The 14,814-nt window shown below is 57.7% G+C and carries 17 protein-coding genes; 2 read left to right on the top strand and 15 right to left on the bottom strand.

All coding sequences use genetic code 11. The features are described from left to right. Nucleotides 1-216 precede the first annotated feature (216 nt). The 3 genes from B2590_RS03065 to B2590_RS03055 all read right to left on the bottom strand — a co-directional run bounded on the left by B2590_RS03065 (nucleotide 217) and on the right by B2590_RS03055 (nucleotide 1,681). Nucleotides 217-339 carry a hypothetical protein gene (locus B2590_RS03065; protein WP_265091860.1) on the bottom strand — a complete coding sequence of 41 codons (123 nt, stop codon included), beginning with the start codon at nucleotides 337-339 and terminating at the stop codon, nucleotides 217-219. 125 nt (nucleotides 340-464) lie between these two features. Then, nucleotides 465-1,379, bottom strand: a complete 915-nt coding sequence (locus B2590_RS03060; protein WP_041334572.1) for a cation diffusion facilitator family transporter — start codon at nucleotides 1,377-1,379, stop codon at nucleotides 465-467. 38 nt (nucleotides 1,380-1,417) lie between these two features. Then, entirely contained in the window at nucleotides 1,418-1,681 is a 264-nt protein-coding gene (locus B2590_RS03055; protein WP_227664205.1) for a zf-TFIIB domain-containing protein, read from the bottom strand. 352 nt (nucleotides 1,682-2,033) lie between these two features. Between B2590_RS03055 and B2590_RS03050 the strand changes: the two genes are divergently transcribed. Then, nucleotides 2,034-2,732, top strand: a complete 699-nt coding sequence (locus B2590_RS03050; protein WP_041334566.1) for an MBL fold metallo-hydrolase — start codon at nucleotides 2,034-2,036, stop codon at nucleotides 2,730-2,732. Between the two features lie 43 nt (nucleotides 2,733-2,775). Beyond that, nucleotides 2,776-3,213, top strand: a complete 438-nt coding sequence (locus B2590_RS03045; protein WP_286811664.1) for a TIGR01244 family sulfur transferase — start codon at nucleotides 2,776-2,778, stop codon at nucleotides 3,211-3,213. 93 nt (nucleotides 3,214-3,306) lie between these two features. Here B2590_RS03045 and B2590_RS03040 read toward each other — a convergent pair whose 3' ends face one another. The 12 genes from B2590_RS03040 to B2590_RS02985 all read right to left on the bottom strand — a co-directional run. Then, nucleotides 3,307-4,539, bottom strand: a complete 1,233-nt coding sequence (locus tag B2590_RS03040) for a TolC family protein (protein WP_286811665.1) — start codon at nucleotides 4,537-4,539, stop codon at nucleotides 3,307-3,309. Continuing rightward, entirely contained in the window at nucleotides 4,536-7,682 is a 3,147-nt protein-coding gene (locus tag B2590_RS03035; protein ID WP_041334559.1) for an efflux RND transporter permease subunit, read from the bottom strand. The genes B2590_RS03040 and B2590_RS03035 overlap by 4 nt, the downstream gene beginning before the upstream one ends. Nucleotides 7,683-7,742: 60 nt before the next feature. Further along, nucleotides 7,743-8,084, bottom strand: coding sequence for a copper-binding protein (locus tag B2590_RS03030; RefSeq protein ID WP_052479501.1), 342 nt, complete (start codon nucleotides 8,082-8,084; stop codon nucleotides 7,743-7,745). 15 nt (nucleotides 8,085-8,099) lie between these two features. After that, on the bottom strand, nucleotides 8,100-9,596 hold the full coding sequence (locus B2590_RS03025; RefSeq protein WP_041334556.1) for an efflux RND transporter periplasmic adaptor subunit: 1,497 nt from the start codon (nucleotides 9,594-9,596) through the stop codon (nucleotides 8,100-8,102). 89 nt (nucleotides 9,597-9,685) lie between these two features. After that, a complete protein-coding gene (locus B2590_RS03020) occupies nucleotides 9,686-10,072 on the bottom strand; it encodes a hypothetical protein (RefSeq protein WP_286847849.1) in 387 nt (128 codons plus the stop codon). A gap of 153 nt (nucleotides 10,073-10,225) precedes the next feature. After that, nucleotides 10,226-10,999 (bottom strand): class I SAM-dependent methyltransferase, encoded by a 774-nt coding sequence (locus B2590_RS03015; RefSeq protein ID WP_278367928.1) that lies wholly within the window; start codon nucleotides 10,997-10,999, stop codon nucleotides 10,226-10,228. A gap of 48 nt (nucleotides 11,000-11,047) precedes the next feature. Beyond that, nucleotides 11,048-11,734 carry a methyltransferase family protein gene (locus B2590_RS03010; RefSeq protein WP_227664202.1) on the bottom strand — a complete coding sequence of 229 codons (687 nt, stop codon included), beginning with the start codon at nucleotides 11,732-11,734 and terminating at the stop codon, nucleotides 11,048-11,050. Between the two features lie 17 nt (nucleotides 11,735-11,751). Further along, nucleotides 11,752-12,555, bottom strand: a complete 804-nt coding sequence (lgt, locus tag B2590_RS03005; RefSeq protein ID WP_075194548.1) for a prolipoprotein diacylglyceryl transferase — start codon at nucleotides 12,553-12,555, stop codon at nucleotides 11,752-11,754. Between the two features lie 39 nt (nucleotides 12,556-12,594). After that, the gene (ccmI, locus tag B2590_RS03000) at nucleotides 12,595-13,479 is read right to left on the bottom strand and encodes a c-type cytochrome biogenesis protein CcmI (protein ID WP_286811667.1); all 885 of its coding nucleotides are present in this window, start codon (nucleotides 13,477-13,479) and stop codon (nucleotides 12,595-12,597) included. Nucleotides 13,480-13,481: 2 nt separating this feature from the next. Next, on the bottom strand, nucleotides 13,482-13,970 hold the full coding sequence (locus B2590_RS02995; protein ID WP_041334546.1) for a cytochrome c-type biogenesis protein: 489 nt from the start codon (nucleotides 13,968-13,970) through the stop codon (nucleotides 13,482-13,484). Further along, the gene (locus B2590_RS02990) at nucleotides 13,961-14,482 is read right to left on the bottom strand and encodes a DsbE family thiol:disulfide interchange protein (protein ID WP_371915651.1); all 522 of its coding nucleotides are present in this window, start codon (nucleotides 14,480-14,482) and stop codon (nucleotides 13,961-13,963) included. Before B2590_RS02990 ends, B2590_RS02995 begins: the two co-directional genes overlap by 10 nt. Beyond that, the coding region (locus tag B2590_RS02985; protein ID WP_286847846.1) for a cytochrome c-type biogenesis CcmF C-terminal domain-containing protein at nucleotides 14,482-14,814 on the bottom strand (333 nt) is incomplete at its 5' end. The genes B2590_RS02990 and B2590_RS02985, both read right to left, overlap by 1 nt.

The raw sequence follows: 14,814 nt of genomic DNA, 5'->3' as shown, positions 1-14,814 counted from the left end.
TAACCCGCGATGAACCTTTTTTTTGGGCTGGTCAACCTCGTTCTGATTGGCGAGCGCGGAGGCTACAAGGCCCAGTCCTAAAAAGATGGCCACGGCAGCCACCGATAAACTCTGGTTGACAACATTGCGTTTCATAGCACCTCTCCCGATCTGGATGGATATCAACAATGCCAAGGAAGCTTACTACCTGGAGTCAACTCCAGGTCAAGCCTTTATTTATTTCCGGGAACCGCAGGCGGTATCAAAATTGACCAGGGCCCTTGGTACGTTGTCGAGGGTCAGGGTGCGGCTGTCGGTGACTTGGCCTCTTGCCTCGGCGTCGGCTACAGAGTCAAGCATTCTCTTTCAAAAATAGGGGCCAGGATGTGCAGACCCGCTGCCCAGGAGGTTGTCAAGGAAAAGAACAGGAGCAGTCACAGGTGGGGTCCAGACGCCATACGTCGATCGCCGCTCCGCATCGCTTATTAGTGAGCATCACTCTCATCCATTCGCAGATCGGCGTCCTCAATCTGGATCGTGCAATGGGTAATGCCAAAACTTTTTTCCATCGTCTGTTGCGCAGCCAGGAGCGCCTGGCGACCACGCGCCATGTCCTCGACGACAAGATGGCAACTCAGCGCGTCAAGGCCCGAAGTCAACGTCCAGACGTGCAAATCGTGCACTGCGGTCACGCCAGGCAGATCCATAAGTTGCCGTTCCAGCAGGCCAACATCAACTTCGGGCGGAGTGCCCTCCATCAGTATATGGACGGCGCCTTTCAACAGTATCCAGGTGCGTGGCACAATGAAGAGCCCAATGCCTGCGCCGATGATCGGGTCAGCCAACGTCCAGCCGGTCAGCAACACCACTGCTGCGGCAAGGATTACTCCAACCGAGCCAAGCATGTCAGCCAGCACTTCAAAATACGCACCTTTGAGATTCAGACTTTCCCGCGAGCCGGCGTGCAGCATCTTCATTGACACAAGGTTGACTGCAAGGCCGACGACCGCGACCGCCAGCATCGGCCCGCCAAGGATTTCCGGCGGTGCAAGGAACCGCTGCCAGGCCTCGTAGAGGATGTAGATCGTCAGGAACAGCAACACAACCGCATTGGCCAGCGCCGAGAGCACCTCCATCCGCACATAACCGAAAGTTTTTTCCGGAGTCGCGGGGCGGGCGGCGAAGCGGATGGCCACCAGCGCCAGCAACATTCCGCCTACGTCGGTCAACATGTGTGCGGCGTCAGCCAGCAGCGCCAGGCTGCCGGTCCAGAGCCCGCCGACAACCTCGACCACCATAAACGTCGAGGTCATTGCCAGCGCCCATTTCAGGCCACCACTGTGACGCGCTGCGGCCGTGCCGGATCCTACAGCGGCCTTTTCACCATGCCCCTCGCCCATCTGTGACTTCTCCCGATGCTGGTTCCGTGGAACACAGTTTAGTCAAAAATTTCCGCCAACCAGGATTTGCGGCGGTGGCCACCGTGTTTGCCGCCATGCCTGCCGTGGCCGCCGTACCGGTCGTCATAGCCGCGTTGTTGCGGTTCCGGGGTGCGCGGCGGCGCTAATTCTGCGGCGGTGCGCTCGATGATCTTGTCCAACTCACCCCGGTCCAGCCAGACCCCGCGGCACTGTGGACAGAAGTCTATCTCCACCCCCTGTCGATCAGCCATACTCAGTTGTACCTCGCAGACCGGGCACATCATCTTGCCTTTTGTGTTCATGTTGCTTTCACGCTCCCTACCAGTTTGCAGTTTACCTCTGTTCAATGCCCATCGACCTAGTGTCCCGAAATCCCAGACATTATTCGAGCAGAATTAGAGGGTATCGACCTATTTGTCAAACTTCATATTGATCACTGGATGACGTTGTAAATATTGGCCTGCATGCAAGACCGCAGAAATGACAGCCTACGGCAGTGGAAAACCCTCAGGGCTGCAAAGTGCCCTGGAAAACGCCTGTACGAATTGTCATGCAACGGCTTTGACGCTAGCCCGCCAATTTATTACCTTTAAACCTATAGTTAGAACATTTTACTGTTCAGGACAGAATGCCATGCTTTTTCGCCAATTCTTTGACAATACGTCCAGTACCTATACCTACCTCATTGCATCGGGCCGCGGCCGGGAAGCGCTTATCATTGATCCGGTCAAGGAGTATACGCAAGCCTACCTCGATATAATCAATCAACTTGACCTCAGGCTTGTCCGGGCGATTGATACCCACACGCATGCGGATCACTTCACGGCTCTTGGCGATCTGCGTGATGAGACCGACTGCATCACCACCATGGGTGAATTTACCAACGCCGACTGCGTATCCGAGCAGGTATCCGAAGGGGACCGGATAGATGTCGACGGTATTCGGCTCGAGGCATTGTACACCCCGGGGCATACGGATGAGTCCTTCAGCTTTTACTGGAAAAAGGGCGACCAGCAGGCCGTATTCACTGGCGATGTGTTGTTGATCCGCGGCAGCGGCCGGACTGACTTTCAGGGCGGCGACCCGCACAAAAGTTACGATTCGATCGTCAACAAACTGTTCCGTTTGCCTGACGATACGCTGGTATATCCGGCCCATGACTACAAGGGAATGCTGAGTTCTTCCATCTATGAGGAGAAGCACTACAACCCACGCCTGGCCGGCAAGTCGGAAGCGGAATACGTGCAGATCATGAATGACTTGAATTTGCCCGACCCCAAACTCATGGACGTGGCGGTGCCTGCGAATCTGGCCTGTGGAAAACAACCGTGACACGGGCCCGCCCCAAGGCGAACTACATTAGAGGAGAATTTAAATGGATATCAAACAGCTTGATCAGAACTACAGCGTGACGGCGCAACCTGCCATTGCTGACATCGAAGAACTGGCAAGCGCGGGCTTTCGCACTATTATTGCCAGCAGGCCTCGAAATGAAACGGAAGACCAGCCTGACACGGACGCCCTCAAGAGCAAGGCGGAGCAGCTGGGCATGACCTGGTACGAAATTCCTGTTGAGCCGGGCAAGTACGGACCCAAGGATATAGAGGCTTTTGCGAACGCCCTGAGGTCATCCCCGGACCCGGTGCTCGGCTATTGTCGCACTGGCAAGCGTGCCGTTCACTTATGGGCCCTTGCCAATGCAACTTTCTACCCTATCCCGGACCTGATCAGCAAAGCCGGGGCTGCGGGCTTTGATCTGGAACCCATGCGAAATAGCCTCGAAACCCTCAGGAATCACAGTGATCGGCAATGACGACAAATACGCCGGGAGTACGGCACTTGGCATTTGATCTACTTTTCCTGTGCCGATAGCATCGCCAGTAGTACTTTCATGGTGAATCCCCTTCTAGTTTGAAAGGCCGGTGGCCTGCGTTGTTTGCAAGGCTTCGTATCGTGCCCTGGCACTGAACAGGTCGCGGATGACCGTTTCCCGGGTGAGTTTTACGCCGGTAAGCTTCCGTGCACTGTCTATGGCATCTTCCAGTGCACCGGTACCGCTGGCCAATTCATTCAGGCTGGCTTCCCAGTGAGCGCGTTGATTCGGAAGATGGCGTTCGTCAAGGATTTCAAGGCGGCTGTAGCCTGCCTGAATGGCTGCCTTTACGTCGCCGATTGACGCTCGCAGATCGCGATGGGCCTGAGTGGTTTGCCACTGTCGTTGAGATACTTCCGCAGTCGCCCTGCGAACGGCACTGTTCTGTCGCTGTCCCGTAAACGGAATCTGAATCCCTACGCCCACCATCCAGCGCTTGCTTTCGTCCGCCCACAGGCTGTTGTAGCCCGCATTTGCGGTAAACACGGGTCTGCGGTTGGCTTCGGCAACGTCCAGTCGGGCCCGGGCCTCCGCGGTCCGCGCCTCGGCGGCCTGAACCAGCGGGTGCTCGGTTCCGGTCAGGCTGTCCGCTGCCATTGGCATACGAGGAGGCAGGGATAGCATCAGTTCGGAGGGTTGTGGGCGGCGCCCCAATAATGGGATCAGGTTGGCAGACAGCCTGGCCTGGTCCGCCTGCAGCTCAACCAGTTGCGCGTCCAGCGTATCCAGTTCCGTCTCTACCCTGAACAACTCACTCTGTGTGGCCTCGCCGTATTCCAGTCGTTGCCGGGTAATCTCGGCTAGCTGTTCCACCAGTGCACGGGTCTCGTGATGCAACTCAATGGCCCTGTGCGAATACCACAAACGGGCATAGGCCTCCTTGACCGAGGCCGTCAGTTTTCTGGTCTGCCAGAGGGTGTCCTGGGTTGCGGCACGCACACCCGCCTCCTCGGCTCCGCGGGACGCGGATAACTGGTCCGGCCAGGGCAGCTTCTGACTGACCTCAAACCGGTGCCCGACCACACTAGGGCCCTCCAGAGTTTCGGGTGCAATACCGTACTTTACGACAGGATCCGCCCAGGCATCCGAGCCTTCCACTTCGGCCCTTGCTGCCTCGATGGCGGCTCGCTGCGCACTCAGGGTGGCGTTGCTATCCAGGGCCTCCGCAATCCACTGGTCCACCGTTTCCAGCGATTCAGCCATTGCGGGGGCAGAAAGGGAAACGAATACCGCCAGAACGGCGTAAATTCCACTGCGTCGAATCATTGGTTCGCTCCTTTTTGGGCGAGCTTCTTCAACCGCGCACGCTGCCAGAGGTAGAAAATCACCGGAATCAGCAGCAGCGTCAGCACTAGAGTAGTAACCATGCCGCCAATCATCGGCCCGGCGATCCGCTGCATCACTTCCGAACCAGTGCCGCCGCCCAGCATGATGGGTACAAGGCCAGCCACGATGGCGGCAAAGGTCATCATGATCGGGCGCACCCGCTGCGCAGCCCCGTGGCTGATCGCCTGGCGCAGGGCATCCGCCGACAGTTTCCCGGGCTGATGATCGACGGCCTCCAGGGCGTTGTGCAGGGACTGGTTGAGGTACACCAGCATCAGCACACCGATTTCCACCGCTACCCCGGCCAGGGCGATAAAACCGACGGCCACGGCCACAGACAGGTTGTAACCCAGCAGGTACATCAGCCAGATGCCGCCAATCATACCGAACGGCAGGGTGCCCATTATAATACCCACCTCGGTCATGTTGCGGAAATTCAGGTACAGCAGGATCACGATAATCGCCAGCGTCAGCGGTACCACCAGTGTCAGGCGTTCCTTTGCGCGCTGCATGTACTCATACTGGCCGGACCAGGTCAGGGAGTAGCCGGCAGGCAGGTCCACCTGCTCCCGCACCACCGACTGAGCCTCTTTGACCCAACTGCCAAGATCCCGACCTGCAATGTCAACCAGGGTCCAGCCATTGAGGCGGGCATTTTCCGATTTGATCATGGGCGGCCCCCGGTCGACCCGGATATCCGCCACGTCGGCCAGCGCGATACGCTGTCCACCGGGCGTCACTATGGGCAGTAAGCGCATCTGCTCCACCGAATCCCGGTAGCCCTGGGGATAACGCAGATTGATGGGATAGCGCTCCAGGCCCTCCACCGTACTGGCCACGTTCATGCCGCCAATCGCAGTGCGTACCACGGATTGAATATCTGCGATATTCAATCCGAAACGGGCGGCAGCCTCCCGCTGGATATCCACCTTGATGTAGCGTCCGCCGGCCACCCGCTCGGAAAACGCAGAGGCTGTGCCGGGTATGTCAGTCAACACCCGCTCTAGCTTTTCCCCTATGCCCTGGATCACCGTCAGGTCAGGACCGGCCACCTTGATGCCCACCGGGGTCTTGATGCCCGTTGAGAGCATGTCAATACGGGTTTTGATGGGCATGACCCAGGCGTTAGTGAGGCCGGGAAGCCTGACGGTCCTGTCCAGTTCCCGGCGCAGGGATTCCGGCGTTACGCCGGGGCGCCACTGGTCCCGGGGTTTAAACTGGATAAAGGTTTCAATCATGGTCAGCGGGGCCGGATCGGTGGCCGTGTCAGCGCGGCCGATTTTGCCGAACACAGTTTTAACCTCTGGAATACTGGCAATCAGCTTATCGGTCTGTTGCAGGATCTGCCGGGCCTTGCCAATGGAGATGCCGGGATAGGTGGTGGGCATGTACATCAGGTCCCCCTCATCCAGGGGGGGCATGAACTCACTGCCCAGCTTGTTGGCGGGCCAGAAGCCGATGATCAGCACAATCAGGCCACCGGCAAGCATCAGGGCGGGCCGCCGCAAAGCCCAGTCAATGGCTGGGCTGTACAGGAAGATCAGCAGCCGGTTAATGGGATTGCGGTGCTCCGGCAATACCTTGCCACGAATGAAGTAGCCCATCAGCACCGGTACCAGTGTAATGGCAAGCCCGGCAGCCGCAGCCATGGCATAGGTTTTGGTGAACGCCAGGGGTGCGAAGAGCTTGCCCTCCTGAGCCTCCAGCGTGAACACCGGCAGAAAGCTCACGGTGATGATCATCAACGAGAAAAACAGCGCGGGCCCCACTTCACCGGCGGCCCTATACATCACGGCCCATCGGTTTTCCGGTGTCAACGGGGTCCGCTCCATGTGTTTATGGACATTTTCAATCATCACAATGGCACCGTCGACCATCGCACCGATGGCGATGGCAATGCCGCCGAGGGACATAATGTTGGCGTTGATACCCTGAGCGTGCATCACCACGAACGCAGCAAGAATGCCCACCGGCAGGCTCACGATCACCACCAGGGAAGAGCGCAGGTGAAACAGGAATACCGCGCAGATCAGGATCACCACCAGAAACTCTTTCAGCAGCTTGCTGTAGAGATTGTCCACCGCATTGTTGATCAGTGTGGAACGATCATAGGTGGGCACCATTTCAACGCCATCCGGCAGGCTGCCCTTGATCTCCTCCAGGCGTTGTTTAACACCCTCGATGGTAGCCAGAGCGTTTTCGCCAAAACGCATCACCACGATACCGCCGGCCACTTCGCCTTCTCCATTCAGTTCAGCGATACCCCGGCGCATTTGTGGCCCCAGCCGGATATCCGCCACATCCTTGAGCAACAAGGGCTTGCCATTATCGTTGACACCCAGCGGCACCTGGCGCAGGTCGTCCTCGTTCTGCAGGTAACCGGTGACCCGCACCATGTATTCCGCCTCGGCCATTTCCACGACGGATGCCCCGGTTTCCTGGTTGGCGCTGTTGATGGCGGCATGAATACGCTGCAGCGTGATGTTATGGGCGCGCAGCCGGTCCGGGTCCACCACCACCTGATACTGCTTGACCATGCCGCCAACACTGGCGACCTCGGATACCCCGGACACGGTTTGCAGTTCAAACTTCAGGAACCAGTCCTGAATGGCCCGAAGCTCCGAAAGGTCATGCTGGCCGGTGCGGTCCACCAGGGCGTAGGAGTATACCCAGCCAACGCCGGTGGCATCCGGCCCCAGCTCTGGTTTGGCGGCATCGGGCAATTGCCCGGCTACCTGGCTCAGGTATTCCAGTACCCGGGAACGAGCCCAGTACAGGTCGGTGTCGTCATCGAAGATCACATACACATAGGAGTCGCCAAAGAAGGAATACCCCCGAACCGTTTTGGCGCCCGGCACCGACAGCATGGCGGTGGTGAGCGGGTAGGTCACCTGGTCTTCCACCACCTGGGGCGCCTGGCCAGGATACGGGGTCTTGACGATCACCTGTACATCCGACAGGTCCGGTATGGCGTCAATGGGCGTTTCCCTGACGGAATAGAATCCCCACCCAATCAGTATGAGGGTGGCGAGCAATACAAAAAATCGGTTATGAAGCGACCACTGGATAATGCGGTTAATCATGAGCTGAGTCCGGTCTGGTGATGGCCGGGGGCAGCCCGATGGCGCACCCCCGGGCTATCACTACTGTTTCCTGATAGAGGTCACCTGCTGGCCCTTGCCAGCGGGTGCCAGAGTGAAGACAACCTTGTCACCCTTATCCAGGGCATCCAGGTCCACCTCCGGGGCTACGGGAAATCCCATGGTCATGCCCGGCCAGTTCAGCGCCGGAATAGGCTCATGCTTCAGCGTTACTTTGCGATTTTCGGTGTTGATCATGGTGATTACGCCCCGGCTCTGGACCGGGCCAGCGGACTCTTTGGTGTCCATGCCGGACATCGAGCCCATGTTGTTATCGGCCGCTGCCAGAACAGGTCCCAGGGATAATCCGAACACAACAGCCGTCATCAGGTTTTTCAGTTTCATGGTTTTCTCCAGTGGTTACTGCGCGTCTTGCGCGGGCTCAATACGTTCAACAAGATAGCCGTCCGGCGTCTCCCGGAACCCGAAATTGACGGTCTCACCCGGGGCCAGTTCCACCAGATCGACGGATTCGGCAATACCAAAGGTCATGGTCATGGCCGGCCAGCCAAGACCGGGTACCGGGCCATGGTCGAGCGTGACTGAAGAACTCTCAGCATCAAGCTCCGTAATCCGGCCAGCGGCTTCAAACAGTTCGGGCGCAGAGCTGTCTGCACCGGCCATGCCGGCGCTGTTCTGCTCCTCGGGCTCCAGGCGCAGCATGGCGGCCTCGAGGCTGGTTTCTGAATCAATCAGGAACTGGGCGGACACCACCACCTGCTGCCCTTCTTTCAGACCTTCGTGAATGACCACCCTGTCGCCGGCTTCCCGGCCCGTCTTGACGGGCACCGGACGAAAATAGCCGTCATCCTCAGCCAGCAGCACATGCTGGCTGTCGCTTCGCCGGATCAGCGCCGGGCGCGGGATAGTGAGCAGGTCCTCACCGATGGGGGCATCCATGGTGAGATTGACGAACATTCCGGGGCGCAACCGGCCATCCGGGTTCGGAACGCGTACCCGGGCCCGAAGAGTCCGCATTTTGGGATCCAGTTCCGGGTAAACGTAGTCAATGTCACCATTCCAGTTTGTATCCGGCATGGACGGCGTGGTGAATTCAACGGCCTGACCCGCTTCAACCAGCCCGGCCTGACGTTCAAAAAACTCGGCGATCACCCACACCGAATCGCGACTGCCAATGGCCATGATTTCAGTATCCGGGCGCACGTACATGCCGGCACGAACAGGCAATGCGGCCACATAGCCGGAGCCAGGGGCAAATACGGTGATGCGTTCTCGGATTTTTCCTGTTTTTTTCAGGTTGGCAATCTGTCTATCCGTCATGCCCAGCGCGCGCAGCTTTCCGCCGGTCGCTGTTGCCTCTGAGCCCCGCCCAAGGCGCTCGGACATCAGAAACTCCTGCTGGGCATTCACCAACTCCGGTGAATAGATCTCATACAGTGGTTCACCACGGTCAACGATTTCTCCTTCTGACCGAACATGCAACACCTCGACCCATCCGGCAATGCGGCTGTGCACCTGAATCAGTTGATCTTCATTGTCAGTGACATAACCCACGGTTCGGACCGGAACAGACACTGCCCCACGGGAAACTGCCCGGGTTTTAACCCCCAGATTGTTTCTGACTGCAGGATTGATCTGAACCCCGCCGTCGTCCCGGCCGCTACTGCTTTCTTCGTACACCGGCACCAGGTCCATTCCCATGGGGGACTTGCCAGGCTTGTCACGGCGGTAGTTGGCATCCATGGGAGCAACCCAGTACAAGGGCTTTTCATCCGCCGATTCACCGGCAGGATTACCAGAACCGGCGGATTCTGACATCGGCATGATTTGCAGGCTGGCCAGCCAGCCCAGACCAAAAGCGACAGCGATCACCATCGCCATCAGGGAAATGCGCATTGATGTTTCCTTATTTGAAGCTTATAGACGCTCGCCCGAGTGGCCTATCGGCCCAGGTGTAAACGTGCGAACTTAGATAAAGACTAAGATCAGACTACTGAGAAATCAGGGGGAGGTGTAAGGGTATCAAGGATAACGCTGAGATAGACTTCTCGGGGACGAAGAGAGGTAGGGTCGGAAGAACATTGCACTGGCAAAACCGCCTTCTCAGAAACCAGTGCGGATAGCATCGCACCGCAACTGCCCTGGTTGGCGGCGATAGCACAATCGGTAGACGCCATATCACCACAGGCCATATCCTGTTCCGAATGCCCGTCAGTGCTGGCACTCCAACAGTCCACCATGGCCATGTGGCCGAAACGGGCAGGAGGTTCTGCTGTGTCTGCCGTGAATTGCCCGAACGCCACCACCGGCTGTATTGCCATGATCAGCAACAGCAGGTTAAGAAGGGCTTTAGGCGTTATCAAGCGTGGCAAATGGAGCGACCCAGGTAATTGAGTTTTCAAGAATTCTCGTGATGGTACGGCTTTCACGCCACAGGCGTCAAGCAATTAATCATGCCGGCACGAAGCTGTCTTAGCTCACTAAAATGCTGATCTAGCCGAAAAGACGATCTGTACATCGTTTCTTCATTTCGCCGCTGGAGAAGCCTTCGCCTGTCCACTGGGCATGTCTGACTCGCGCTCGACGAGCACAAACAACAGATGATCAATAAATCGAATCTGATCCCCGTCCAGCTGATCATCGATTTCCAGAATACCTTTCTCAATTTCATCAGAAGTAAAACCTGCCAGATTTGACATAAAACGCGCCCGCAGCATCGCATACCAGCGATCCTTCGGGATTTCGACGCGGTACTCTTCCCTGCTTGTCACCGCACCAAGGCCGGAGGCGGCGATTTCACCGAGAAGAATGTCAAGCTCCGGTTGACTCTCTGAAAAGGCAGTCATCGCCCGGCTGAAAAGGGGAAACTCGGGCAAACTGGGCCGGGTGACCACCAGAACACGACCATCCGGTCGCAAACATGAGCGCATTTTTTTCCAGAATCTCTCACGATTGCGGATGTGATGAATGGACTCCTTGATCAGCACCCGGTCCAGTTGCACCCCGCTGTCAATGAACGCTTCAGCGGATGCACAACGGGTCTGGATGCCGCTGTATTGTTCAGCATTCAGGAGCATGGCGCCTGAGGGGTCCACGCATATCGCTTCAGATTCCAGCGGCACAGCCTGGCTGAGCAGATGTGTGAAGATACCGGTCCCACCACCAAGGTCTGCAAACCGGCTGTCAGCCTGCATATTTAAATGATTAAGAAGCTTTTTCAGCATCCAGCCCCGGTAATCCCTGGTCAAAAGCCACAGATCATCATAGTCCCGGGAGACTTCGGTAAAAGCCGTCGTCATTGCGTGTGCCCCATAAAACGCTGGTAACGCTCTGCGTTACCCTGTGTGTCAACCCAACCCCGAGCGGGACTTGCCAACGAGTTTTGCAAGCCGGCCCATTCGTGGAACAAACCTTGGCACTTCCTGCTGATAGGTCCGGTACTCCTCACCGAACCGCTCAATGACCTGTCGCTCTTCATGCCGTGCGAGCAAGCTGTAGGCAAGGACAATGATGGGGAACAGACTAACGGAGAACAGCGTCGGCCAGTGCACAATCCCCTCCCCGAACAGGATGAGAAAAAGGCCCGTATACTGCGGGTGCCTCACCAAACCGTAGAGCCCATCCGTTGCAAGACGCCCTTGTTGGTGTGCACGATGAAGTTCGCGCCATCCCTGCAGAAAAATACCGATGCCAGTCACAGCCAGAGTATAACCAAGCAACATTGAGATAAGCATGCCCACCTCGCCGACACCAAGCAGCGAGGACCAGAGATTCGCGCTGAGGTCGCTACCGTCCAGATCAAAGAACCGCACGAGCAAATAGACAGTGAGAGGGAAGCCGTACATCTCCGCATACAATGCGATTATAAACGCCTGCACCACCCCGGCACTGCCCCACTCCCGCCATGTTCTGGGAGCGAGCCAACGATACATGACCCAGGAGATCAGCACGATCATGATCGCCGCTATACCCCAGGCTCCCGAATGACCAATAGTTTCTGTCATGTTAAGTTTTCCTCGTAAGTCAACGAACAAACAAGCTAAGACAGCTTTTATCTGGCTGTCGCCGCCTCCGTTTTATTGATCGGTTGACGTCTTGACCAGGCAATTAATGCAAGGCCGCCAAGGATCATCGGCAGGGTCAGCAGTTGCCCCATGGTCACCCAGCCGAGGGCGATGAACCCCAGTTGCGGGTCGGGGAGGCGAACAAACTCGACCGCAAAACGGAAAATTCCGTAGAGCAACAGGAACAGGCCGGACGTTGCGCCCATCCGACGTGGGTTGCGTGAGAACCACCACAGCACCACAAACAGCACAACACCTTCCAGGGCAAACTCATACAGTGACGACGGGTGACGTGGCGCCGACCCCATATTCGGGAACACCATGGCCCAGGGAACATCACTGACCCGCCCCGGGAGCTCGTGATTGATAAAATTGCCAAGGCGCCCTGCCCCCAGGCCAATTGGTACCAATGGCGCTATAAAGTCCGTGAGTTGGAAAAATCGCAGGTTCTGCTTTCGAGCAAACACCAGAGCTGCAATCAGGACGCCAGTCAAGCCGCCGTGAAAACTCATGCCCCCTTCCCAGACCTTGAGCAGCCAGAGCGGGTTGTCTGCCAGCTTGTCAAAACCGTAGAAGAGCGCGTAACCGACGCGGCCACCGAGAATGACCCCCATCGCGCAGTAGAAAATCAATGTTTCAACAGCGTCTGCGTTCAAGCCGAGTCGATGAGCCCGACGACGCCCCAGCCACCAGGCCGCAAGAAAACCGACAAGGTACATCAGGCCGTACCAATGGATTTTCAGTGGGCCCAGTGCAATGGCTACCGGGTCGATTTGAGGATACTGAAGCATAAGCTTCCCTGATTTCGTGTGTGAACGTGCGTTAGGGTTTCAATCAGTAACACGTTCCGCTCCATTGGCTGTCTCCTCCAATCGTTGCCTGGCAACAGCGATACCGCTGCGCATGGCCTGTGCGGACTCGTTATCGCCGAAGCCCGCCAATGCCCGGCGCCAGTAATTGATCGCCTGTTCATAGCGGCCGTCGTCAAAGGCCTCGACCCCCAGTATGCCCAGCGCCGTTGGCTCACGTGGATCCTTGTCGAGTATTTCGTCGATCAGCGCATGCACTTCATCGGTCAGGCTGCGCCCGGCCACAAAGAATTTTATCTGAGCCAGTTGGGCCAGAAGATCTACTCTGCGGCCTTCCAGTTCGATCAGTCGTTCCAGGGCGTCAATCGCCTGACCCGGTTGACCGATCTTCTGGTAAAGCGGAAACAGCAAGGACCAGACCTTGGGATTATCCGGCTGAGTCCCGGCCTCCTCTTCGAGCCGGCCAACCAGGGTTTTCATTGAGGCGCCGGGCGTATTGAGCGCATTCTGTTGGGCGGCATACAGGGCCAGATCGCCATCGGCACCCTGCCATCGATAGCCGATGATGCTGGCACCTATTACTGCCGTTATCACCAACGGAATCATCAAACGTCCTGACACGGGGCGCCTGAGAGGCATTCGGCGGCGGGCCTCGGTGTCCTCCAGCAGATTGCGGTCCAGCTCGTGACGGCTTTCTTCAAAACGGGCGACGTCAATCTCGCCGCGATCGCGGGCTCTTTCCAGTGCTGAAAGCCGGCGCTCATAGACGGCCAGGTTTTGCGCCTCTGCATGATCATCGGCCTCAAACCGCTGCTGCCAGTCATGGATCGCCCTTGCTCTCCGCAACGGTAGACTCAGGAACCACAGCGCAAGAAGCAGCAGTGTACCAATACTTAACCAGAGCATAGTCATTCCGATCCCTCACGGTGACGATGAATCAGGGAGGACAGGCGGGTACGTTCCTCCTCGGAGAGCGGCCGCACTCGCCGGTGTCTGCGTGCCCGGACAAACGCAATCACAATCATGGCGCCCCCTGCCACCAGCGCTGCCGGCAACGCCCAAAGCAACCACGTGCGCCCGTCAAGGCGCGGGTTGTAAAGAACGAACTCGCCAAAACGATTAGCCATGAAATCAAGAATTTCCTTATCCGCACGCCCATCACGAAGCATCATTGCTACCCGCTCCCGCATGTCCGCCGCCACCGGCGAATCGGAACTGTCGATGGCTTGAGCATCACATTTAGGGCACCGCAACGACGCCGTAAGGTCGCGATAACGCTCCGCCATCACCGGATCCTCGAAATGACGCGCATCGATTGCCGTGTCCGCCACCGACTGGAACGAAGCCAGCAAAAACACGATGACCACACAGCAACGGCTCTTTCGGTTTAGCGCCATTTCTCTACCTCCGCCATGACTTCATCCACCTGAGCTGGCGTTATGTACCCGACGTGCTTATATCGAACGATACCGTTTGCGTCGACCAGGAAGGTTTCGGGCACGCCATACACGCCGAGCTCGAAACCCAGGTCACCGGCAGGATCAAAGATGTTGACCTCGAAAGGTTTTCCAAACTCTTCAAGAAACTGTCGCCCCAGGTCACGTGTGTCTTTGTAGTTGATGCCCACCATCTGAATGCCGCGTTCGGAGAGCGCCAGTAGCTGGGGCATTTCCTCCTTGCAGGTCGGGCACCAGGACGCCCAGACATTGACCAGAGACATCTGCCCGCGAAGCAGGGATTCATCCACCTCGGTGTCAGGGTCCTCTAGCGTCGGAAGCGTGAACGCGGGAAACGCCTGGCCTATCAGGGCCGACTCGCGAGCACTGGGGTCCAGCGAAAGCCCCCGGTACAAAAAGAAGGCCAGGCCAAGGAACACCACAAAAGGAAGCATCAGCAACAGGCGGCGCATCATGCGCGAACCTCGCGCGCCGGCCTCATCGATTCCCGGTCAGCTGCAGCGGCACGGCGGCGACGATAGCGACGATCCGCCACAGCCAGCACGCCCCCGGAGGCCATCAGCAGCGCACCCAGCCAAAGCCAGCGTACAAATGGCTTGACCTGTAGGCGCATTGCCCAGCTGCCGTCGTCCAGTTCCTCCCCCATGGCCACGTAAAGGTCCCGCAACAGGCCGGGGTCGAGTGCGACATCGGTCATCGGCTGCCCACGGGCAATGTACAGGCGCTTCTCCGGGTACAGGGTGGTGACAATCCGGCCTTCACGGGCAACCTCGATGGTCGCCGT

It is taken from the genome of Marinobacter sp. UBA3604, assembly GCF_002375325.1.
GTDB classification, from domain to species: domain Bacteria; phylum Pseudomonadota; class Gammaproteobacteria; order Pseudomonadales; family Oleiphilaceae; genus Marinobacter; species Marinobacter salarius.
Note: the sequence above shows the minus strand (reverse complement) of the source record. Positions and strands in the feature narration are given on the sequence as shown.